We start from the raw sequence: 19,787 nt of genomic DNA, 5'->3' as shown, positions 1-19,787 counted from the left end.
GGTGTCAGACGGACCCCTGATCGTGCAGTCCGACAAGACGGTGCTGCTCGAAGTGGATCACGAACTGGCCGGCGCTGCGCGCGCCGCGATCGCACCGTTCGCCGAACTGGAACGCGCACCCGAGCACGTGCACACCTACCGCATCACACCGCTGGCGCTGTGGAATGCGCGAGCCGCCGGCCACGACGCCGAGCAGGTGGTCGACGCGCTGGTCAGCTTTTCCCGCTACGCGGTGCCGCAGCCACTGCTGGTCGACATCGTCGACACGATGGCGCGGTACGGCAGGCTGCAATTGGTGAAGCACCCGGCCCACGGCTTGACGCTGTTGAGCCTGGATCGTGCGGTGCTCGAAGAAGTGCTGCGCAACAAGAAGATCGCCCCGATGCTGGGCGCTCGCATCGACGACGACACCGTTGTCGTGCACCCCAGCGAGCGCGGCCGCGTCAAGCAGATGTTGCTCAAGATCGGTTGGCCCGCAGAGGACCTCGCCGGTTACGTCGATGGCGAGGCGCACCCGATCAGCTTGGAGCCGCACGGGTGGGAGTTGCGCGACTATCAGCAGATGGCCGCCGACTCCTTCTGGGCCGGTGGCTCGGGTGTGGTCGTCCTTCCGTGTGGCGCCGGGAAGACACTGGTCGGCGCGGCGGCGATGGCCAAAGCCAGCGCGACGACGCTGATCTTGGTCACCAACATCGTTGCCGCCCGACAGTGGAAGCGTGAACTCGTTGCGCGGACGTCGCTGACCGAGGAGGAGATCGGCGAATACTCGGGAGAGCGGAAAGAGATTCGCCCCGTTACCATCTCGACCTATCAGATGATCACCCGGCGGACCAAGGGCGAGTACCGGCATCTGGAGCTGTTCGACAGCCGGGACTGGGGACTGATCATCTACGACGAGGTACATCTGTTGCCGGCGCCGGTTTTTCGGATGACCGCCGATTTGCAGTCCAAGCGTCGCCTGGGACTGACGGCGACGTTGATCCGCGAGGACGGCCGTGAGGGTGACGTCTTTTCGTTGATCGGGCCGAAACGCTATGACGCGCCTTGGAAGGATATCGAGGCTCAAGGCTGGATCGCGCCGGCGGAATGTGTCGAAGTGCGGGTCACCATGACCGACAACGAGCGGATGATCTACGCCACCGCCGAACCCGAGGAGCGCTACCGGCTGTGTTCGACGGTGCACACGAAAATCGCTGTGGTCAAATCGATTCTGGCTAAGCATCCCGGGGAACAGACGCTGGTGATCGGCGCATACCTCGATCAACTCGAGGAGCTCGGCGCCGAACTGAACGCTCCGGTCATCCAGGGATCGACCAAGACCAAGGAACGCGAGGCGCTGTTCGACTCCTTTCGACGTGGCGAGATCTCCACGCTGGTGGTGTCAAAAGTGGCCAACTTCTCCATCGACCTACCCGAAGCGTCTGTCGCAGTTCAGGTTTCGGGTACCTTCGGGTCGCGTCAGGAAGAGGCGCAGCGGCTGGGCCGGCTGTTGCGGCCCAAGTCCGACGGCGGGGGTGCGATCTTCTACTCCGTGGTCGCCCGCGACAGCCTGGACGCCGAGTACGCCGCGCATCGGCAGCGCTTCCTGGCCGAGCAGGGTTACGGCTACATCATCCGCGACGCCGACGACCTGCTGGGCCCCGCCATTTAGCCTCGCGAGCGTGGGGCCGCACCTCCCGCTTGCGAACAGACGCAAAGTTGTACGAAACCTTGCCGTTCCGGCCGATGTCAAGCTGCTTGGAGTCGGTCGGGTTCGTTCTTGGTGGGTAGGTAGATACCGCCGATGGTAGTGGGGCTTGGGGTTTTTGGGCGATCGCGGAAGCGTTCGGGGTCGGCGTTGTGACCAGTGCTCAGAATCGACGCTGGGTCGTACCGTTTGCGCCGGATGCGCCGGCAACGCTGGCCGTGCCGTCGATGCCGTTGGCTCCGGTGATTCCGTCGTCACCAAAGGTGCTGGGGGGACCAGGCACTGGGGTGGTGCCAAACTCCGCCGTCGTGGTGCCGCCGAAGCCGCCTGCGCCACCGAGGCCCAACGCGCCGCCCCCGGCGGCCGCGCCACCTGCGCCGCCCGCGCCGCCGACGCCCGCAATGCCCAACAATCCGGCCGCGCCGCCGTCTCCACCCCGGCCCCCAGCGGCACCGTTGCTCGCCGCGCCGCCGTCACCGCCGTGGCCGCCGTCACCGCCGTCGCCGCCCTGCAGCACCGAGTTGACCAGCAGCTGGAACGAGCTGGCGTCGCCACCGTCGCCGCCAAAGCCGCCGTCACCGCCCGCTCCACCCGTAGCGCCTGCACCGCCGGCGCCGCCCAGGCCACCGGCGCCGCCGTTGCCGACCAGCAAACCGCCCGCGCCTCCGGCGCCCCCGGCGCCCCCAACGCCGGCGGCGCCGGCGTCACCGCCGTTGGCACCATCGCCACCAAGACCGCCCGCGGCCCCAACAGGATCCGAATTCGCGATGCTGTCACCGCCCGAGCCGCCGTTGCCGCCGAAGCCGCCGGCTGCGCCGGCGCCACCCGCACCGCCGACGCCACCGGTACCGCCGGCACCACCGTTGCCGAACAGCAGACCGCCACGACCACCGGCCCCGCCGGCGCCACCGGCGCCGCCGGTGCCGCCGGCGGCACCCACGAAGCCGTCGCCGCCGTTGCCCGCCGCACCTGCAAATATCTGCACAGTGACGGGGATCCCCTTGACGTCGCCGCCGTTGCCGCCGTTGCCGCCGTTGCCGCCGAAGCCGAGTGCGTTACCCCCGTGGCCCGCGTTGCCCGCACTGGGCGCTCCGGGGGCAAAGAAGGTCGGGGGACCCGATCCATTGGAAAGCTGGGTGGCGTTCCCGCCGTCCCCACCGTTTCCGCCGTTGAATCCGTCGCCGCCGTTTGCGCCGCTGCCACCGATGATGGGACTCGAGCCGCCAATGCTGAACTGACCCGCTATTCCGTTGGCAATTCCGCCCCGTCCGCCAAGGCCACCGTTGACGGTGGCGCTTCCGGGAGAGCCGGGGGTGCCGTTGCCGGCGATGGCGGCGGCACCACTGTCGCTGAGGGCGTTGGCGCCACCGCTTCCGGAGCCGGCGGTGCCCGTCGGTGTGGGGTTACCGCTGAATCCGGCCTGACCCGCCCCGCCGAGCCCACCGGCGCCGCCGGCGCCCCAGATCCCGGCATTGCCACCGGTCCCGCCGGCACCGCCGTTGCCGCTGGTGAGGGTCCCTATTCCACCGGCACCGCCATTGCCGCCAGTCCCGCCGTCGCCGAACAGCCACCCGCCGGCACCCCCGGCGCCACCGGCGCCGCCGTTACCGCCCACCGATCCCAGAGTCGATGCGCCTGTGCCGCCGGCCCCTCCGGCGCCGCCTCTGCCGAACAGCCCGGCGGCCCCGCCCCGGCCGCCGGCCTGGCCGGTTCCGGCTTCGCCGGCGGCGCCGTTACCGCCGTTTCCCCATAGCAATCCGGCGTCCCCGCCGTTGCCGCCCGGGGTCGTCGCATTCGCGCCGTCAGCGATCAGCGGGCGGCCCAGCAACGCCATGGTGGGCGCGTTGACTACCCCCAGGACGGCTTGTTCCAAGGTCTGCAGCGGCGACGCATTCAAGGCCTCCGCTGCCGAATATGCCTGGGAGGCACCGCTCAACGCTTGTACGAACTGTCGATGAAATGCCTGCACCTGGCCGGTCAGCTCCTGATAGGACTGAGCATGCCCAGAAAAGAGGGCCGCGATCGCCGCCGAGACCTCATCGGCCCCAGCGGCCAGCAGGGTGGAGGTGGGGCCCGCCGCAGCGGCATTGGCGGCATCGAGCGTCGCTCCGATGCTGGCCAGATCAGTTGCGGCTTGCGAAACAAGTTCGGGAACGGCAACTAGAAACCCCACACTCTCCTCCTATATCCGAGCACCCAGGCCGGTTTCGGCAAATGGGGGTTTGCTGAAACGCAGGTGATTGTGGGTGACAATAGGCATATTTTGCGGCCTGCGCATTGGGCATTTTGTACAGTTCTACTTCGCCAGATGACCCCGCACAGTTCATCGTGAACAGGCTCAAGGGAGTCTCCGCCCGCAAGTTGCGCGACGAATTCCGCTACTGGATCAACAGCACAGCATGAAGGGACACTTGTCCCCAGCTACTTTCGAAGCCTCCTGCGGAGGTGCCCCGCTCAGTGTTGTGCAGCAATACATCGAAGACCAGAGACGGCCTGGTGGCACCTCAACTACAGCGACAGGATGGTGGCCGACGCGGTACCGGGCGCGCCGTAGACCTGCGCAAGGCCGACGCGCGGGTTGCCGGGCACCTGGCGCTCCCCCGCCTCCCCGCGCAACTGCCGCACCAACTCGTGCACCTGTCGCAGCCCCGACGCGCCAATCGGTTCGCCGTTGGCGATCAGGCCGCCGTCGGTGTTGATCGGCAGCTGACCGCCGATCTCGGTGGCCCCGTCGGCGATCAGCTTCTCCTGCTCGCCGTCGGCGCACAACCCCGTCTCGGCCATGTGTATCACCTCGGCACCGGCGTCGGTGTCCTGCAGCTGGGCGATGTCGACATCGTCGGGGCCGATGCCCGCGGACTCGTAGGCGGCCTTGGCCGCATAGACCGTCGGCGAGGAGTCCTCGTCCAGTGGAGCCGACGTCGCATGCACTTCGTATGCGCCGTAGCGACGGGTGCGAATCTCGCTGGCGCGCACATACACCGGCTTGTCGGTGTACTTGTGCGCCAGGTCCGCACGGCACATGATGACAGCGGCGGCTCCTTCGTCGGGCGCGCAGAACATGTACTGGGTCAGCGGATAGTTGAGCACCGCCGAGTTGAGGATCTCCTCCTCCGAAATTGCTTTGCGACGGAACGCATTCGGGTTCCGCGCGCCGTTGCGGTAGTTCTTCGCAGCCACCTTGGCCAGTGTCGCTTGGGAGATGCGGTGGTCGTGGATGTACTTGTTGGCCTTCATCCCGAAGAACTTCGTGGTGACGAACTGCCCGTTCTGCGCATACCACTGTGGCAGCGCCAGCTTTGCCGGGTCGTCGGTGAACGCACCGCGTGGGTGCTTGTCCAAACCGATCGCGATGCCGAGGTCGTACTTGCCCAGCCGAATCGTGTCGGCGGTCTGCTGAATTGCGCTGGCCGCGGTGGCGCAGGCATTGAACACATTGGTGAACGTGATACCCGTCAGACCCACCAGGCGGGTCACCGCGTCCGGGTTGGACACCTCGTAACTGCCGCCGAAGCCGAATTGGATGTCTTTCCACTGGATTCCGGCATCGGTGAGCGCGGCTTGGATGGCTTCGGCGCCCATTTCCATGGCGGTCTTCTCAAACCGGCCGAACGGGTGCAGGCCAACGCCGATGATGGCAACGTCACTAGTCATCCGCAGACTTCCTCTCAGACCGGCCGAAACGCGTACGTGAGGATCTCGTTGCCCTCTTCGTCCGTGGTCAACGGCACCATGGTGAGCTCGACCTCCTGGCCGAACTGCAGTTTGGCCGGGTCGTTCTCGGTCAACCGGCCCTCGACGCGAATAACATCGCTCAGCTGCACCAGACCCACGCCGAACGGCACGAAATCCTTGCCGGTGGGCCCGGCGTACGGGGGTCCGGGCGGGAACCCTTGCGTGGTCCAGGCCACGACGGTGCCGCGGCGCGGTAGCCGCACCTCGGTCATCTCCCCGATGCTGCACCGCGGACAGCGTTGCTGTACCGGGAAGGTGGTGGCGCCGCAGGCGCCGCACCGGCTGCCGATCAGCTGCGGGTTCTCCTCAGGCCAGGTTGAGATTTCCGGGGCAAGCGCCTTCTGCATGGACAGATCCTCCGCGATCCGACAGGAGAACAATGCACTTGAAACCGTACAACAGCGTTCCAGGATTGTGGAAATCACATTCTCACTCGTCCCTCGAATACCGGCAAAAGGTAACGTCCCTCGGCGAAGATGCACGGAAGTTTCACCGACGGAGATGGGAACGACATGCCGGTCACTGTTCTGCTCGAACTCAAGTTCAAGCCCGACGAGGTGTCTGCCGCCCGCGAGCTGATGGGTCGGACGCTGGAGGTCACCCGAGCATTTGAAGGGAACCTTCAGACGGACGTGCTCGTCGACGAGGACGACGAGGCCCACTGGATCATTTACGAAGTCTGGGACAGCGTCGAGCACGACGAGGCCTACCGTGCGTTCCGCGCCGGCGAAGGAAAGGTGACTCAGCTTCCTCCCCTGCTGGCCGCGCCACCCGTCAAGACCAGGTACGTCACCAGCGACATCTAGCTGAGCGCGGGAATCACTTCGCGCTCGAACAGTTCGATGCCGGAGCGGTCGTAGGCGGCCTCCGGGAAGTACAGGATCGCGTACTCACAACCAAAGTCGCGCATCGTCGCGAGCCGCTCGGCCACCTGTTCGGGCGTGCCCGTCGCGGCATCCGGGAGGCCGGTGGTCATCGCTTCCGCCACTTCGTCGGGAACGTAGCCGGCCAGTCGGTCGCGCACCCGCTGCAGCCGCTCCTCGACCTCGGCTTCCGATGATCCGACGACCGCGGTGAAGTTGGCCGAACGCACGATCGCATCGAAGTCGGTGCCCACCTCACGACAGTGCCCCGCCAGCACCTCGGACTTGTGAGCAAAGGCCACCGGCTCCGGCGTGAAGTTGGTGTACTGCGCATACTTTGCCGCGATGCGCAGCGTCACCTTCTCTCCGCCGCCGGCTATCCACAGCGGAAGGCCGTTCTCTTGCAACGGCTTTGGCTCGACGATCGCACCATCGACCTGATAGTGCTTGCCAGCGAAGCTGACCTTGCCGTCCCGCCATGCGTCCCGCATGATCTGCACGCCTTCGTCGAGGCGCCCCAACCGCACACCGGCCGACGGAAACCCGTAACCGTAAGCGCGCCACTCGTGTTCGTACCAGCCAGCGCCAATGCCCATCTGGACCCGGCCACCGGAAATGATGTCGGCGGTCGCCGCAACCTTGGCCAGGTAGACCGGGTTGCGGTAGCTCATCGCGGTGCACATCTGGCCGAGTTTGATCCGCGACGTCGTCGCGGCGTACGCCGACATCAGCGACCATGCCTCGTGCGTGGCCTGATTGCTTGGAAACGGCACCGTATGGAAGTGGTCGTAGACCCAGAGTGAGTCCCACGCGCTGGCGTCGGCGTAGGCGGCCAGGTCGCGCATCACCGCCCAATGATTTTCAGGTTCGATGCCGACGAGATCCATCCGCCAGCCTTGCGGAATGAAGAGACCGAAGCGCATACCCTCGGACTCTAGCGGTACCCGCGAGCGTGCGTGTCTGTACAGCGAAACGCCGTGCGCGGCGCACATTTGCGCACCCTCGCGACAGATGGCCGCTAGTGCGGCGACGCGGCGCGCGAGAGCGACGGGACCACTTCTTCCCCAGTCGCTGCGCGAGGCGCTCTTGTTCAGCCGGCCGGCGCTACGCGCACCCGGGCGGAAATACCCCCGGGGGGATATACTGGCGTTTTAATTGCCGAAGGGAGACAACATGGTTGGTGACGAAGACAGCATCGCCGCGGTATTGAATCGACTTCGCCGCGCACAAGGCCAACTCGCCGGCGTGATCTCGATGATCGAACAGGGCCGCGACTGCAAGGACGTCGTCACACAACTTGCCGCGGTTTCCCGCGCCCTCGACCGCGCCGGATTCAAGATCGTCGCCACCGGCCTGCGGGAATGCGCAACAGGGAAACGGGCAAAAGGTGCCGAGCCGATGACCGAGGCGGAGTTGGAAAAACTCTTCCTCGCGCTTGCCTAACCCGCCGATTGAACGGGGTTTAACCGCTGCCTGTTTGACCGACCGCACTGATCGCGGCCTGCAACTTGGCAGCGGCTTGATCGGCGACCTCCCGCAACCCTTCCGAATCACCAGCGACCCGGACCATGATCTGCGGGTCCATCGCTTCCACGAGCACCACGCCGTCCGGGTTGTCACGGTCGCTGCGCACCACAACGTTGCAGGGCAACAGCTGGCCTAGCTGACGGTCCACCCCTAGGGCGCGGTGCGCCAAGACCGGATTGCAGGCACCGAGAATCACGTAGTTCTCCATGTCCTCGTCGAGCTTCTGCTTCATTGTGGCCTTGATGTCGATGGTGGTCAGCACTCCGAATCCCTGATCCGCCAGGGCCTTCGTGGTCCGCTCGACCGCGTTCTCGAACGAGGTGTTCAGTTCGACACTCAATCCCGTGGTCATCGTCGCTCCTCTGCCAAATCGACGGTGCGCCTGCCGCTTTAGATCAACCAGGCTCCGCTTGCCACCGAGTACACGGCCGCTTGAACCTGTACCCCCAGGGGTATCTTGCCAAGCGACCAGAATACCTAGGGGGGTATGTGTATTATATAGGTCATGAGCGAACACGGCCACTACCAAGACGTCCTCAACGACCTCAACCCGCAGCATCGCGCCCTGCGCAAGATGATCCCCGACGTGTACCGGGGGTTCGCAGAGATGAGCAATGGCGCGTTCGCCTCGGGAGCACTGGACAAGAAGTTCAAGGAGCTGATCGCCCTCGCCATTGGCGTGGTGGCCGGCTGTGACGGCTGCATCGCGTCCCACGCCCAGGCCGCCGTTCGGGCCGGGGCCTCCAGGCAGGAGGCGGCCGAGGCCATCGGGGTCAGCATTCTGATGCACGGCGGGCCGGCCACCATTTACGGTGCACGCGCCTTCGACGCGTTTTGCGAGTTCGCCGATGCGGCGGCCGATACGGAATAGCCCAATACACCCCGACATCGTGCCCAAGGTGAATACCTGCGGTTAACGTCTCCTTAGGTACATCGGGAGGCCGACTAGCGAGGTCGCCATGCGCGTTCTAATATCCGGGGCCAGCATTTCCGGCCCGGTACTTGCCTACTGGCTCACCCGCTACGGGTTCGACGTCACCGTCGTCGAACGCGCGCCGCAACTGCGCAAGACCGGTGGCCACGCCGTCGATCTGTTCCGGCCGGCGATGGAGATCTCGGAAAAGATGGGGGTGCTGCCCCAAATCGAGGCGTTGGCCACCGGCACCACCCGATTGACCATCCATCGCCACGGCATTGATCGGACCACCCGGATCGACGTCGGCAAGTTGGTGGCCGCGGCATCCGACCGGCACGTGGAGATCATGCGTGACGATCTCAGCGAGGTGTACTACGGAGCCAGCCGCGACGACGCCGAGTACCTGTTCGGTGACTCGATCACCGCCATCTCCCCCGACGGAGAGGTGACCTTCGAGCACGCGGCGCCTCGCGCATTCGACATCATCGTCGGCGCCGACGGGTTGCATTCCAACGTGCGGCGGTTGACCTTCGGTGAACACGCCGAGCGCACCCAATTCCTCGGCGGCTACCTGGCCGTGTTTTCGGTTCCGAAAGAGCTTGCGCGCGAGGGGGAATCAATATCGCATGTCCGCGCCGGCTGCCTCACATTGATCTACACGGCGCAACCGCTGGACGACGCCCGGGTGGTGTGTCTGTTCCGAAAAGACGAAGAACTGCAATACCACTATCGAGACACCCTGCGGCAGAAGGAAATTCTGCGCGACGCGACCAAAGGCATGCACCCGCAGGTGGACCGCTGGCTCGAAGAACTCGACCGCACACCGTCGTTCTACTTCGACTCGATCACCCAGCTGCAACTGGACACCTGGTCGCGCGGACGAGTCACCCTGGTCGGCGACGCCGGCTACTGCCCCGGGCCGGCCGTCGGGGGCAGCACCAGCCTGTCGGTCTTCGGCGCCTACGTGCTGGCCGGTGAACTCGCGCAGGCCCGCGGCGACCATGCTCGGGCTTTCGCCGAATACGAACGGCAGCTTGCCGAACCGGTGCGCCGCAGCCGCGCCGTGGCGTGCACCGTGGCAAAGCGCCTGGTACCCCGCTCGAAGGCCGGTGTCTGGGCACTGACGCGCGGCGCCCAGTTGTACTCGGCGCTGCCCACCCGCCTGGCGCGGGCGATCGCCAACGCCAACACATCAGGCGCCCGCGCCTTCGACGCCATGCACTACCAGGACTACGCGAACTTCGTGGTGCGCTGACGCGCGCGGCTCCTAAGCGCGAGCAGACGCAAACTCGTACGAAACGCCATGCGTTCGTACGAGTTTGCGTCTGCTCAGCGGGTAACGCTAGCTCAGCGAGGCCGGCGGCAGGAACCTGTCGCCGTACTTCTCCGCCAGCTCACGGGCACGGGCCAGGAAGGCCTCCTTGCCGCGGCCAAGCGGGCCTTCGTAGCCCACGATGAGCTGCGCGCTTCCACCGGTCCACGGCGGGAAGCCGATGCCCATGATCGAGCCGATGTTGGCGTCCGCCGTCGACGTCAGCACGCCCTCGTCGAGGCACTTCTGTGTTTCCAGGGCCTCGGCGAACAGCATGCGGTCGATCATGTCCTGCAGCGGCGGCTCGGACGAGCCCGACTTGAACGTCTCCCGCAGGCCCGGCCACAATCCGACCCGCTTGCCGTCGGCGTACTCGTAGAACCCGGCGCCCTTCAACCGACCCGACCGGCCCAGCTCGATCATCTTCTCGACGACGGCCTCGGCCGGGTGCGGCTCGTAGGTGCCACCGGCCTCCTCGACACCCTTGCGGGTGGCGACGGCGATCTTGTGCATCAGCTCCAGGTTGAGCTCGTCGGACAGCTGCAGCGGCGGCGCCGGGTACCCGGCCTGCGAACCGGCCTGCTCGATGCTGGCCGGCTCGACACCCTCGCCCAGCATCGCCAGCGCCTCGTTGACGAAGGTGCCGATGACGCGGGAGGTGAAGAACCCGCGGCTGTCGTTGACCACGATCGGGGTCTTGCCGATGGCCAGCGTGTAGTCGAACACCCGAGCCAGGGCTTCGTCAGACGTCTTCTCGCCCTTGATGATTTCCACCAGCGGCATCTTGTCGACCGGCGAGAAGAAGTGGATCCCGATGAAGTCCTCCTGCCGCTTGACGCCGGTCGCCAGACCGGTGATCGGCAGCGTCGAGGTGTTGGACCCCAGCACCGCGTTGGGCTCGACGATGTCCTCGATCTCCTGGAACACCTTGTGCTTGAGTTCCTGGTTCTCGAAGACCGCCTCGATGACGAAGTCCACGCCCTTGAGGTCCGCGGCGTCGGCGGTCGGGGTGATGCGGGCCAGCAGGGCGTCGCTCTTTTCCTTGGTGGTGCGGCCCCGCTCCAGCGCCTTGGCTTCGAGCTTCTCGGAGTAGCCCTTACCCTTCTGCGCCGCTTCCAGCGAGACGTCCTTGAGCACCACGTCGTAGCCGGCCTTGGCCGAGACGTACGCGATGCCCGCGCCCATCATGCCGGCGCCGAGCACACCGATCTTGTTGATCTTGACCGGCTCGATGCCCTCTGGCCGCGACCCGCCGTTGTTGATGGTCTGCAGGTCGAAGAAGAACGCCTGGATCATGTTCTTCGCGACCTGGCCGGTGACCAGCTTGGTGAAGTAACGGCTCTCGATGCGGCTGGCGGTGTCGAAGTCGACCTGCGCACCCTCGACCGCCGTGGCCAGGATGGCCTTCGGCGCCGGCATCGGCGCGCCCTTGAGCTGCTTGCGCAGCAACGCCGGGAACGACGGCAGGATGGACGCCAGGGCCGGGGACGACGGCGTGCCGCCGGGGATCTTGTAACCCTTCTTGTCCCAAGGCTGTTCGTAAGCGTCCGGGTTGGCCTTGATCCACGCCTTGGCGGCGGGCACGAGTTCCTCGACGGTGGGCACCAGCTCGTCGATCAGACCGAGCTCCTTGGCCTTGGCCGGCTTGAACCGGGTGCCCTGCGACAGCACGTTCACAAAGGCGTTCTGAATTCCCAGCATTCGCACCGTGCGGGTGACGCCGCCGGCGCCGGGCAAAAGACCCAGCGTCGCCTCGGGAAAACCGAACTGCGAGCCCTTGACGTCGGCGGCGATGCGGTGGTGGCAGGCCAGCGCGATTTCCAGCCCGCCGCCCAGTGCGGCGCCGTTGAGCGCCGCCACCACCGGCTTGCCCAAGGTTTCGAGGGTGCGCAGCTGCTTCTTGATCGTCTCGACCAGATCGAAAGCCTCACCGGCGTTTTCGGGGCCGATCTGGATCATGCTCTTCACGTCGCCACCCGCGAAGAAGGTCTTCTTCGCACTGGTGATGACCACCCCCGTGATCGAGTCCTTCTCAGCCACAAGACGATCCACGGCCTTGCCCATGGACTCGACGTAGGCCTCGTTCATGACGTTGGCCGAGCCCGACGGGTCGTCCAGGGTCAGCGTGACGATGCCGTCGGCATCCTTGTCCCACTGAATTGTGTTGTCGGCCATCTACTTAAACCCTCTCAATGATCGTTGCGACACCCATGCCGCCACCAATACAGAGCGTGACCAACGCACGCCGGGCGTTACGCCGCTCCAACTCGTCGACCATCGTGCCCAGGATCATGGCGCCGGTGGCGCCCAGCGGGTGACCCATCGCGATCGCGCCGCCGTTCACGTTGAGCTTCTCATCGGGGATGTTGAGGTCCTTCTGGAACTTCAGCACCACCGACGCGAACGCCTCATTGAGCTCGAACAGATCGATGTCGTCGACGGTCAGGCCGGCGCGGTCGAGCACCTTCTTGGTGGCCGGGGTAGGCCCGGTCAGCATGATCACCGGGTCGGCACCGCTGACCGCGGTGGCGACGATGCGCGCCCGCGGGGTGGCGTTGATGGCCTGTCCCGCCTTCTCCGAGCCGATCATCACCAGAGCCGCGCCGTCGACGATCCCGGAGGAGTTGCCGCCGGTGTGGACGTGGTTGATCTTCTCGACGTAGTGGTATTTCTGCAGGGCGACGTCGTCGAAGCCGCCCATCGCCGCCAGAGCCTCGAAGGCCGGCTTCAGCTTGCCCAGGCCTTCCTTGGTGGTGTCTGGCCGCATGTGCTCGTCGTGGTCGAGGATCAGCAGGCCGTTCTGGTCGCGGACCGGCACCACGGACTTGGCGAAGTAGCCGCCCGACCATGCCTCGGCGGCCTTCTGCTGGCTGCGCAGCGCGTAGTTGTCGACGTCGTCGCGGGAGAAGCCCTCGATGGTGGCGATCAGGTCAGCGCCGATCCCCTGCGGGACGAACATGACGTCGTAGTTGGTGGCCGGGTCCAGGCCCATGGCGCCGCCGTCGGATCCCATCGGCACGCGGCTCATCGACTCCACACCGCCGGCCAGCACCAGGTCGTCCCAGCCCGACCGCACCTTCTGCGCGGCCGTGTTGACTGCTTCCAGACCGGAAGCGCAGAACCGGTTGAGCTGTACGCCACCCGAGGTGACGGGCATGCCCGCCTTCAGCACGGCGGCGCGGGCGATGTCTCCGCCCTGGTCACCGACGGGTGAAACGCAGCCCAGGATGACGTCGCTGATCAGGTTCTCGTCGAGGTCGGGGTTGCGCTTGCGCAGTTCGTCGATAAGGCCGACGACCAGGTCTACCGGCTTGACTTCGTGCAGCGAGCCGTTGCGCTGCTTGCCGCGGGGTGTGCGGATTGCCTCATAAACAAAGGCTTCTTCGGACATGTTGATTCCTGTTCCAAAAGGGGGTTCGGATCCGTCTTAGAGACTAGGTCCAGTAACTGAACAGTAACAGGGTGCCCGGCCAACCTGTTGGTTGGGCGCACAGCAGGGACCCACCCCACCCGCCGAGCGTCACGCACGCGTGGCAATCAACGCCCAACGTCACGCTGGCAGGACGCTCGACGAGTCGAACGGGCGCACTCGGTGGCCTTAAGCTCGTCCACCATGACCGTGTCGCGCCTGCGCCCGTACGCGACCACGATTTTCGCCGAGATGTCGGCCCTGGCAGCGCGGATCGGCGCGGTGAACCTGGGACAAGGCTTTCCCGACGAGGACGGCCCACCGGAAATGCTCAAGGCCGCCCAGGACGCCATCGCCGATGGTGTCAACCAATATCCGCCCGGGCTGGGCATACAACCGCTGCGCCAGGCGATCGCCGCCCAACGACAACGGCATTTCGGCATTGAGTACGACCCCGATACCGAGATCCTGGTGACAGTCGGCGCGACGGAGGCCATCGCGGCCGCGGTGCTCGGCCTCGTCGAACCCGGCTCGGAGGTGCTGCTGATCGAGCCGTTCTACGACTCCTACTCGCCCGTGGTGGCGATGGCCGGGGCCCACCGTAAAGCCGTGCCCTTGGTTGCCGACGGCCGCGGCTTCGCATTGGACGTGGACGCACTGAAACGCGCGCTGACGCCGCGGACCAAAACGCTGATCGTCAACTCGCCGCACAATCCGACCGGAACAGTGCTCACCAAGGAAGAGTCAGCGGCGATCGCAGAAATCGCGACGGCCGCGGACCTCTTGGTCATCACCGACGAGGTCTACGAGCACCTGGTGTATGACGGCCACGAGCATCTACCCTTGGCCACCTTCGACGGCATGGCTGAGCGCACGATCACCATCTCGAGTGCGGCCAAGATGTTCAATTGCACCGGCTGGAAGATCGGGTGGGCGTGCGGCCCAGCCGAACTCATCAAGGGCGTACGCGCAGCCAAGCAGTATCTGAGTTACGTGGGCGGTGCCCCCTTCCAACCCGCGGTGGCCCTGGCCCTGAACACCCAGGATGCGTGGGTGGCCGAACTGCGCACCTCGCTGCAGACCAGGCGCGACCGGCTGAAAGCCGGACTCAGCGAGATCGGTTTCGCGGTCCACGACTCCTACGGCACCTACTTCCTGTGCGCCGACCCGCGACCGCTGGGCTACGACGACAGCACCAAGTTCTGCGCCGAGCTACCCGAAAAAGCCGGGGTGGCGGCCATCCCGATGTCGGCGTTCTGCGATCCGGCGGCGCCCCACAACGACCTGTGGAATCACTTGGTGCGGTTCACCTTTTGCAAGCGCGATGACACCCTCGACGAGGCGATCAGACGGCTGGCCGCGCTCCGGGCTCAGCCATCTCCATAACTCGCTTGCGCAGCCCTTCGGTTGCGGCGTTGAGAATCTTCTTGCGGGCTTTGCTGGCCCAGAACGCCGGCAACGGCGCCACCGGTTCGACCGTGATGGTGAACCGCACCCGCGTCTTGTTGTCACCCTCGCGGACCAAGTTGTATTCACCGTGTTGGCCGTACTGCTGGGCGGTCTTGGCCGCATCCCACACGACCCAGTCCGGACCCCAGTGGTATTCGAGCAATTCGGTGTCGGTGATTCCGGTGACCCTGATGGTCACCTTGACGTGATGCGGCCGGCCATCCGCGTGGGTGTCAATGACCTTGCATGACTTGTGCACCGACGACCACGACGGCACCGCATCCATGTCGGCAAGCGCGTCCAGAATTGCATCGGGCGGCGCCTCGATGACGATCTCGCGTGATGCTTGTATGGCCATTGCTTACCAAGTTAGCAACGCAATGCCCCACGTACTACGTAACTGGAATGCTCGTCGGCGATCGCGCCGAACTGCCCTCTAGAGCAGCGCCAACGGCGCGGTCATGGTCAGCGCTATCAGCATCAGCACGAGCAGAAACCAGCCGGCACCTTGCCAGCCCCACCAGCGTTCTCCGCGGCGCCAAACCTGGTAGGTGCGGATGAACGCGATGATGCCGCCGGCCAATAGAACCAGCGGCGCACCGAGCGCGAAGGACTGACGCTGCACCGCTCCACAGTGCGCGAGGGATTCCGGACCGGATCCGGACTTGCAACCACTCACCCACGCGAGCGTCAAAGCAAGCACCAGCAGCGCGACAGCCACTACCGCAACGCCGAAGCGTGCGGCCGCGCCGAACGTCCTCTTGTCCTGTTGTCCGGGTGAATCGGACATGGTTGGGGTTTCCATGTCACACCGTGTGATCGCTGGACTTCAGCGCAGAGCGCGCGGAGCGGAAACTCGAGTCGCCCGCTTCGTCGTACTCGATTCCGCAGGTATCGCAAATCGGTGACATAGGCTTCGACTTCCCGCTCACAGCGGGAACAAACGTCCGCTGCCGGTCAGGTCGGGCTATTCGGGTTCGGCTGCGTTGTTGTCACCGTCGAACCACCTGCGCAGCCCTTCAGTCGCGGACTCCAACACCGCCCTGGTGGCACGCTTGACCACGAAACCCGGGATCAACCCGGACGGTTCGACGGTGATGTCAAACCGAACTCGCGACTTGTCGACGCCCTCCGGTTTGACGGTGTATTCGATGTGCTGGCCGTGTTGCTGGAACGTCTCTTTGGCGTCCCAAACCACCCAGTCCGGACCCCAGTGGTATTCCAGGATCTCCCTGTCGACGATCCCCATGAGCTTGACGGTGGCCTTCACATGATGGGGCATCCCGTCGGGATACGAATCGATGACTTCTACGTGCTTATGCAGCGGAGACAGGTGCGGCAAGATGTCCACGTCTCGCAGCGCCGCCATGATCTTCTCCGGCGGCGCGTCGATCACGATTTCCCGCGATGCTTGGACAGCCATTGGTGCCAAACTACAACGCTGTGAGGTTTGCGGGCCGTATTTGACGCAAATACCGCGTTACCACCCGATTTCAGAGAGCGCAGTGGTCGAACGCGGCGGTGCGCCGACCGGTCCGGCCGGTGTTCGGGAGAAGCGTGGGGCCGGCGCAGCCTGCTCGACGCCGTGGGCGGTGATCACCGTGGAGCGCGCGGTCAGGTGCCCGTCGCTAGCGGCTTCATTCCAGGTGAGCACGGGGGTGACGCAAGCATCCGTGCCGCCGAAGACCTCGGCCCACTCGTCGCGCGTGCGGCTGGCGAAGCGCTCGGCGAAGAGCTCGTGCATCCGCGGATACGCGGCGATGTCGAGCTGATTGGGGACCTCGGCGGCCGAAAATCCCAAGCCGTCGAGCAACGCCGCGAAAAATTGCGGCTCGATGGCGCCGACGGCCATGTACTTGCCGTCGGATGTCTCGTAGCACCGGTAGAAGGGGGCGCCGCCGTCGAGCAGGAAGGATTCGCGCCGGTCGCGCAGGCTGCCGATTGACTTCATCGTCCACATCATCTGGGCGAGCACGCTGACCCCGTCCACCATCGCGGCATCCACGACCTGGCCCTTGCCGGAGCGTTCCCGTTCGTAGAGCGCGGCCACGATGCCCAGCAGCACCAACATCGAGCCGCCGCCGAAGTCCGCGACGAGGTTCAGCGGCGGCATAGGCGGACGGTCGGCGTAACCGAGGGCCGACAGCGCGCCGGTGGCCGACAGGTAATTGATGTCGTGACCCGCGGTCGACGCGAGCGGGCCTTCCTGTCCCCACCCGGTGATGCGCGCGAAGATCAATCGCGGATTGACCGCGGCGCAGTCCTCGGGACCGATGCCGAGTCGTTCGCAGGTGCCGGGACGGAAGCAGTCCAGCAATACGTCGGCCTTCGCCGCCAGCTCCAGGAGCGTTCCCGGCTGCGTCTTGACATCCAGGTCGACGATCCGCTTCCCGCGGTGCAGCAGATCGCGATCCTCGGACGGCATCTGCAGACCGCCGGGCCGACGCACCCGCACCACGTCGGCCCCCAGATCGGCAAGCACCATCCCGGCATGGGGACCGGGACCGATCCCGCCGAGTTCGATGACCTTCACCCCGGCCAGAGGCCCCCCGTCACTCACCGGTGCTACTTGCCCTTCTTCACTTTCAACACCTGCGAGCGCAGTTCCTGCGTGGCGGCGTCCATCGTCCCTTTGACGGCACGCTTGAGCACGAAGCCCGGCAGCGGCACATTCGGGTCGACGGTCACCTCGAACTTGACCAAGGTGTTGTCGCCCTTGGGAATCAAGGTGTAACTGCCGTCCTGCGACTTCTGCTGGCCGGAGCTGACCAGCGACCAACTCACCACGTTGTCCTTCCAGGTGTAGGCCACCACCTGCTCGTCGGTGATGCCCGCCGTCTTCACCCGCATCTTGACCTTGCTGGGCCGGCCGTCTTCCCCGGTCTCCAGCACTTCCGCGCTTTCGTGCGGTCCGGACCATTCGGGCATCGCTTCGAACTCTGCGATGACGTCCAGAATCTCCTCGGGACTGGCTTCGATGAGAATTTCGCGGGATTCTTTGATTGCCATGGCCCGCACGATATCGAACGGGCGTCCGGCCGGGAAGCACGACTTTCCGGCGTACCGTCATGTTCGTGACTGATCCAGCGACCAACTCCGTTTACACCGTCGGCGACTACCTGCTCGACCGGCTGGCCGAACTCGGCGTCTCTGAGATCTTCGGCGTGCCCGGTGACTACAACCTGGAATTTCTCGACCACATCGTGGCCCACCCGACCATTCGTTGGGTGGGCAGCGCCAACGAACTGAACGCCGGGTACGCCGCGGACGGCTACGGTCGGCTGCGCGGGATGTCGGCTGTGGTAACGACTTTCGGGGTCGGCGAGCTGTCGGCGACCAACGCGGTGGCGGGCAGCTATGCCGAGCACGTGCCGGTGGTGCACATCGTGGGCGGCCCGTCCAAAGACGCCCAGGGTGCCCGTCGTGCACTGCATCATTCGCTCGGCGACGGCGACTTCGAGCGCTTCCTGCGCATCAGCCGCGAAATCACCTGTGCCCAAGCGAATCTCATGCCAGCGACGGCCTGCAGGGAGATCGACCGGGTGCTGTCCGAGGTGCGGGAGCAGAAGCGCCCGGGGTATCTGCTGTTGTCGACGGACGTGGCACGCTTCCCCACCGAGCCGCCGGCGGCGCCCCTGCCCCGGTACACCGGCGGCACCAGTCCGCGCGCCCTGGCCATGTTCACCGAGGCGGCCGCAAAACTCATCGGCGACCACCAATTGACCGTGCTCGCCGATCTGCTGGTACACCGCTTGCAGGCCGTCAACGAGCTCGAAGCGCTACTGGGCGCCGACGTGGTACCCCACGCCACGTTGATGTGGGGCAAGAGTCTGCTCGACGAGAGCTCGCCGAACTTCCTGGGCATCTACGCCGGGGCGGCCAGCGCCCCTTGGGTTCGCGAGGCCATCGAGCAGGCACCGGTGTTGGTGACGGCCGGCGTGGTGTTCACCGATATGGTCAGTGGCTTCTTCAGTCAGCGCATCGACCCGGCCAGGACCATCGACGTCAATCAATACCAGAGCAGCGTCGCGGGTGAAGTCTTCGCGCCGTTGGAGATGGGCGCCGCGCTGCATGCCCTAGCCTCGATCCTGACCGAGCGCGGAATATCTTCGCCACCCATCACCCCTCCCCCGGCCACACCTCCGCCGCCGACACCGTCGCGGGATCAGCCGGTGACACAGCAGATGCTGTGGGACCGACTCTGCTCAGCCCTGACCCCGGGCAATGTCGTGCTGGCCGATCAGGGCACCTCGTTCTACGGGATGGCGGATCACCGCCTACCGCACGGCGTTACGTTCATCGGCCAACCCCTTTGGGGCTCAATCGGTTACACACTCCCAGCCGCCGTCGGGGCGGCGGTCGCGCATCCAGAACGCCGGACGGTCCTGCTGATCGGGGATGGCGCCGCCCAGTTGACGATCCAGGAACTCGGTACGTTCTCCCGTGAGGGTCTGTCGCCGGTCATCGTGGTGGTCAACAACGACGGCTACACCGTTGAGCGGGCAATTCACGGAGAGACGGCCCCGTACAACGACATTGTGGCGTGGAGGTGGACCGACGTGCCCCGCGCCCTCGGGGTGTCGGAGCATCTGGCGTTTCGGGTGCAGAACTACGGTGAACTCGACGATGCGCTCACCGCGGCGGCCACGCATCGCGACCGGATGGTCTTCGTCGAGGTGGTGTTGCCGAGACTCGAGATCCCGCCCCTGCTAGGCCAATTGGTCGGAAACCTGGCGCCCAAGGTCTCCCATTGAGGCCCGTCGCTGTCGCAGGTCTGCGTCGAATGTGTGGGATATGGCCCCCCTCACGAGCTGCGGTTTCAAGCCATCGATGCAACACCTCTTTGAGTGAGGAGTGTTGTGATGCCCCATCGTGCGATTCAGCCTTCG

19 protein-coding genes are annotated in these 19,787 nt (G+C 65.6%); 7 read left to right on the top strand and 12 right to left on the bottom strand.

The features are described 5' to 3' along the window. Position 1: 1 nt before the first annotated feature. Positions 2–1,651, top strand: a complete 1,650-nt coding sequence (locus tag BST27_RS10725) for a DNA repair helicase XPB (protein WP_069421353.1) — start codon at positions 2–4, stop codon at positions 1,649–1,651. 199 nt (positions 1,652–1,850) lie between these two features. On the opposite strand, the gene BST27_RS10720 is transcribed toward BST27_RS10725, so the two are convergent. From BST27_RS10720 to BST27_RS10710, 3 genes are all read right to left on the bottom strand, one after another. Beyond that, positions 1,851–3,860 (bottom strand): PE family protein, encoded by a 2,010-nt coding sequence (locus tag BST27_RS10720; RefSeq protein ID WP_069421352.1) that lies wholly within the window; start codon positions 3,858–3,860, stop codon positions 1,851–1,853. Positions 3,861–4,195: 335 nt separating this feature from the next. Beyond that, positions 4,196–5,341 (bottom strand): thiolase family protein, encoded by a 1,146-nt coding sequence (locus BST27_RS10715; RefSeq protein WP_069421351.1) that lies wholly within the window; start codon positions 5,339–5,341, stop codon positions 4,196–4,198. A 14-nt stretch (positions 5,342–5,355) separates the two neighbouring features. Beyond that, the gene (locus tag BST27_RS10710) at positions 5,356–5,769 is read right to left on the bottom strand and encodes a Zn-ribbon domain-containing OB-fold protein (RefSeq protein WP_069421350.1); all 414 of its coding nucleotides are present in this window, start codon (positions 5,767–5,769) and stop codon (positions 5,356–5,358) included. A gap of 165 nt (positions 5,770–5,934) precedes the next feature. Between BST27_RS10710 and BST27_RS10705 the strand changes: the two genes are divergently transcribed. Further along, positions 5,935–6,228 carry a putative quinol monooxygenase gene (locus tag BST27_RS10705; protein WP_069421379.1) on the top strand — a complete coding sequence of 98 codons (294 nt, stop codon included), beginning with the start codon at positions 5,935–5,937 and terminating at the stop codon, positions 6,226–6,228. Here BST27_RS10705 and BST27_RS10700 read toward each other — a convergent pair. Then, positions 6,225–7,208, bottom strand: a complete 984-nt coding sequence (locus tag BST27_RS10700; protein WP_069421349.1) for an LLM class F420-dependent oxidoreductase — start codon at positions 7,206–7,208, stop codon at positions 6,225–6,227. The two genes, BST27_RS10705 and BST27_RS10700, sit on opposite strands and share 4 nt — an antisense overlap. A gap of 250 nt (positions 7,209–7,458) precedes the next feature. Here BST27_RS10700 and BST27_RS10695 point away from each other — a divergent pair, with 250 nt between their 5' ends. Beyond that, complete coding sequence (locus BST27_RS10695) at positions 7,459–7,728, top strand: metal-sensitive transcriptional regulator (protein WP_069421348.1); 270 nt, start codon at positions 7,459–7,461, stop codon at positions 7,726–7,728. A gap of 19 nt (positions 7,729–7,747) precedes the next feature. On the opposite strand, the gene BST27_RS10690 is transcribed toward BST27_RS10695, so the two are convergent. Then, positions 7,748–8,164: a DUF302 domain-containing protein gene (locus BST27_RS10690; RefSeq protein WP_069421347.1), complete on the bottom strand. Its 417-nt coding sequence runs from the start codon at positions 8,162–8,164 to the stop codon at positions 7,748–7,750. 153 nt (positions 8,165–8,317) lie between these two features. On the opposite strand from BST27_RS10690, the gene BST27_RS10685 reads away from it, so the two are divergent. Further along, complete coding sequence (locus tag BST27_RS10685; protein WP_069421346.1) at positions 8,318–8,683, top strand: carboxymuconolactone decarboxylase family protein; 366 nt, start codon at positions 8,318–8,320, stop codon at positions 8,681–8,683. An 88-nt stretch (positions 8,684–8,771) separates the two neighbouring features. After that, positions 8,772–9,983: an FAD-dependent monooxygenase gene (locus tag BST27_RS10680; RefSeq protein ID WP_069421345.1), complete on the top strand. Its 1,212-nt coding sequence runs from the start codon at positions 8,772–8,774 to the stop codon at positions 9,981–9,983. Between the two features lie 87 nt (positions 9,984–10,070). Here the strand turns inward: BST27_RS10680 and BST27_RS10675 are convergent, their stop codons facing one another. Both BST27_RS10675 and BST27_RS10670 read right to left on the bottom strand, forming a co-directional pair. Continuing rightward, entirely contained in the window at positions 10,071–12,215 is a 2,145-nt protein-coding gene (locus tag BST27_RS10675; protein WP_069421344.1) for a 3-hydroxyacyl-CoA dehydrogenase NAD-binding domain-containing protein, read from the bottom strand. Positions 12,216–12,219: 4 nt separating this feature from the next. After that, entirely contained in the window at positions 12,220–13,431 is a 1,212-nt protein-coding gene (locus tag BST27_RS10670; RefSeq protein WP_069421343.1) for an acetyl-CoA C-acetyltransferase, read from the bottom strand. A 222-nt stretch (positions 13,432–13,653) separates the two neighbouring features. Between BST27_RS10670 and BST27_RS10665 the strand changes: the two genes are divergently transcribed. Further along, entirely contained in the window at positions 13,654–14,835 is a 1,182-nt protein-coding gene (locus tag BST27_RS10665; protein WP_069421342.1) for a pyridoxal phosphate-dependent aminotransferase, read from the top strand. On the opposite strand, the gene BST27_RS10660 is transcribed toward BST27_RS10665, so the two are convergent. The 5 genes from BST27_RS10660 to BST27_RS10640 form a co-directional block, all read right to left on the bottom strand. Then, positions 14,795–15,256 carry an SRPBCC family protein gene (locus tag BST27_RS10660; protein WP_069421341.1) on the bottom strand — a complete coding sequence of 154 codons (462 nt, stop codon included), beginning with the start codon at positions 15,254–15,256 and terminating at the stop codon, positions 14,795–14,797. The two genes, BST27_RS10665 and BST27_RS10660, sit on opposite strands and share 41 nt — an antisense overlap. A 78-nt stretch (positions 15,257–15,334) precedes the next feature. Further along, positions 15,335–15,703, bottom strand: coding sequence for a hypothetical protein (locus tag BST27_RS10655; protein ID WP_069421340.1), 369 nt, complete (start codon positions 15,701–15,703; stop codon positions 15,335–15,337). Between the two features lie 162 nt (positions 15,704–15,865). Next, positions 15,866–16,321, bottom strand: coding sequence for an SRPBCC family protein (locus tag BST27_RS10650; protein WP_069421339.1), 456 nt, complete (start codon positions 16,319–16,321; stop codon positions 15,866–15,868). A gap of 57 nt (positions 16,322–16,378) precedes the next feature. Next, a complete protein-coding gene (locus BST27_RS10645; RefSeq protein ID WP_069421338.1) occupies positions 16,379–17,458 on the bottom strand; it encodes a CaiB/BaiF CoA transferase family protein in 1,080 nt (359 codons plus the stop codon). 5 nt (positions 17,459–17,463) lie between these two features. Further along, complete coding sequence (locus BST27_RS10640) at positions 17,464–17,907, bottom strand: SRPBCC family protein (RefSeq protein WP_069421337.1); 444 nt, start codon at positions 17,905–17,907, stop codon at positions 17,464–17,466. A 59-nt stretch (positions 17,908–17,966) separates the two neighbouring features. Here BST27_RS10640 and BST27_RS10635 point away from each other — a divergent pair, with 59 nt between their 5' ends. Continuing rightward, positions 17,967–19,652, top strand: a complete 1,686-nt coding sequence (locus BST27_RS10635; RefSeq protein ID WP_069421336.1) for an alpha-keto acid decarboxylase family protein — start codon at positions 17,967–17,969, stop codon at positions 19,650–19,652. The last annotated feature ends 135 nt before the right edge of the window (positions 19,653–19,787 follow it).

Origin of the sequence: Mycobacterium intermedium (assembly GCF_002086275.1) — a bacterium.
Lineage (GTDB): Bacteria > Actinomycetota > Actinomycetes > Mycobacteriales > Mycobacteriaceae > Mycobacterium > Mycobacterium intermedium.
Note: the sequence above shows the minus strand (reverse complement) of the source record. Positions and strands in the feature narration are given on the sequence as shown.

Coding starts and splice junctions, on each gene's coding strand:
- BST27_RS10710 (WP_069421350.1), bottom strand. CDS start 5,769: ATGCAGAAGGCGCTTGCCCCGGAAATCTCAACCTGGCCTGAGGAGAAC.
- BST27_RS10675 (WP_069421344.1), bottom strand. CDS start 12,215: ATGGCCGACAACACAATTCAGTGGGACAAGGATGCCGACGGCATCGTC.
- BST27_RS10650 (WP_069421339.1), bottom strand. CDS start 16,321: ATGGCTGTCCAAGCATCGCGGGAAATCGTGATCGACGCGCCGCCGGAG.
- BST27_RS10685 (WP_069421346.1), top strand. CDS start 8,318: ATGAGCGAACACGGCCACTACCAAGACGTCCTCAACGACCTCAACCCG.
- BST27_RS10690 (WP_069421347.1), bottom strand. CDS start 8,164: ATGACCACGGGATTGAGTGTCGAACTGAACACCTCGTTCGAGAACGCG.
- BST27_RS10635 (WP_069421336.1), top strand. CDS start 17,967: ATGTTCGTGACTGATCCAGCGACCAACTCCGTTTACACCGTCGGCGAC.
- BST27_RS10705 (WP_069421379.1), top strand. CDS start 5,935: ATGCCGGTCACTGTTCTGCTCGAACTCAAGTTCAAGCCCGACGAGGTG.
- BST27_RS10670 (WP_069421343.1), bottom strand. CDS start 13,431: ATGTCCGAAGAAGCCTTTGTTTATGAGGCAATCCGCACACCCCGCGGC.
- BST27_RS10715 (WP_069421351.1), bottom strand. CDS start 5,341: ATGACTAGTGACGTTGCCATCATCGGCGTTGGCCTGCACCCGTTCGGC.
- BST27_RS10655 (WP_069421340.1), bottom strand. CDS start 15,703: ATGGAAACCCCAACCATGTCCGATTCACCCGGACAACAGGACAAGAGG.
- BST27_RS10680 (WP_069421345.1), top strand. CDS start 8,772: ATGCGCGTTCTAATATCCGGGGCCAGCATTTCCGGCCCGGTACTTGCC.
- BST27_RS10640 (WP_069421337.1), bottom strand. CDS start 17,907: ATGGCAATCAAAGAATCCCGCGAAATTCTCATCGAAGCCAGTCCCGAG.
- BST27_RS10695 (WP_069421348.1), top strand. CDS start 7,459: ATGGTTGGTGACGAAGACAGCATCGCCGCGGTATTGAATCGACTTCGC.
- BST27_RS10660 (WP_069421341.1), bottom strand. CDS start 15,256: ATGGCCATACAAGCATCACGCGAGATCGTCATCGAGGCGCCGCCCGAT.
- BST27_RS10665 (WP_069421342.1), top strand. CDS start 13,654: ATGACCGTGTCGCGCCTGCGCCCGTACGCGACCACGATTTTCGCCGAG.
- BST27_RS10700 (WP_069421349.1), bottom strand. CDS start 7,208: ATGCGCTTCGGTCTCTTCATTCCGCAAGGCTGGCGGATGGATCTCGTC.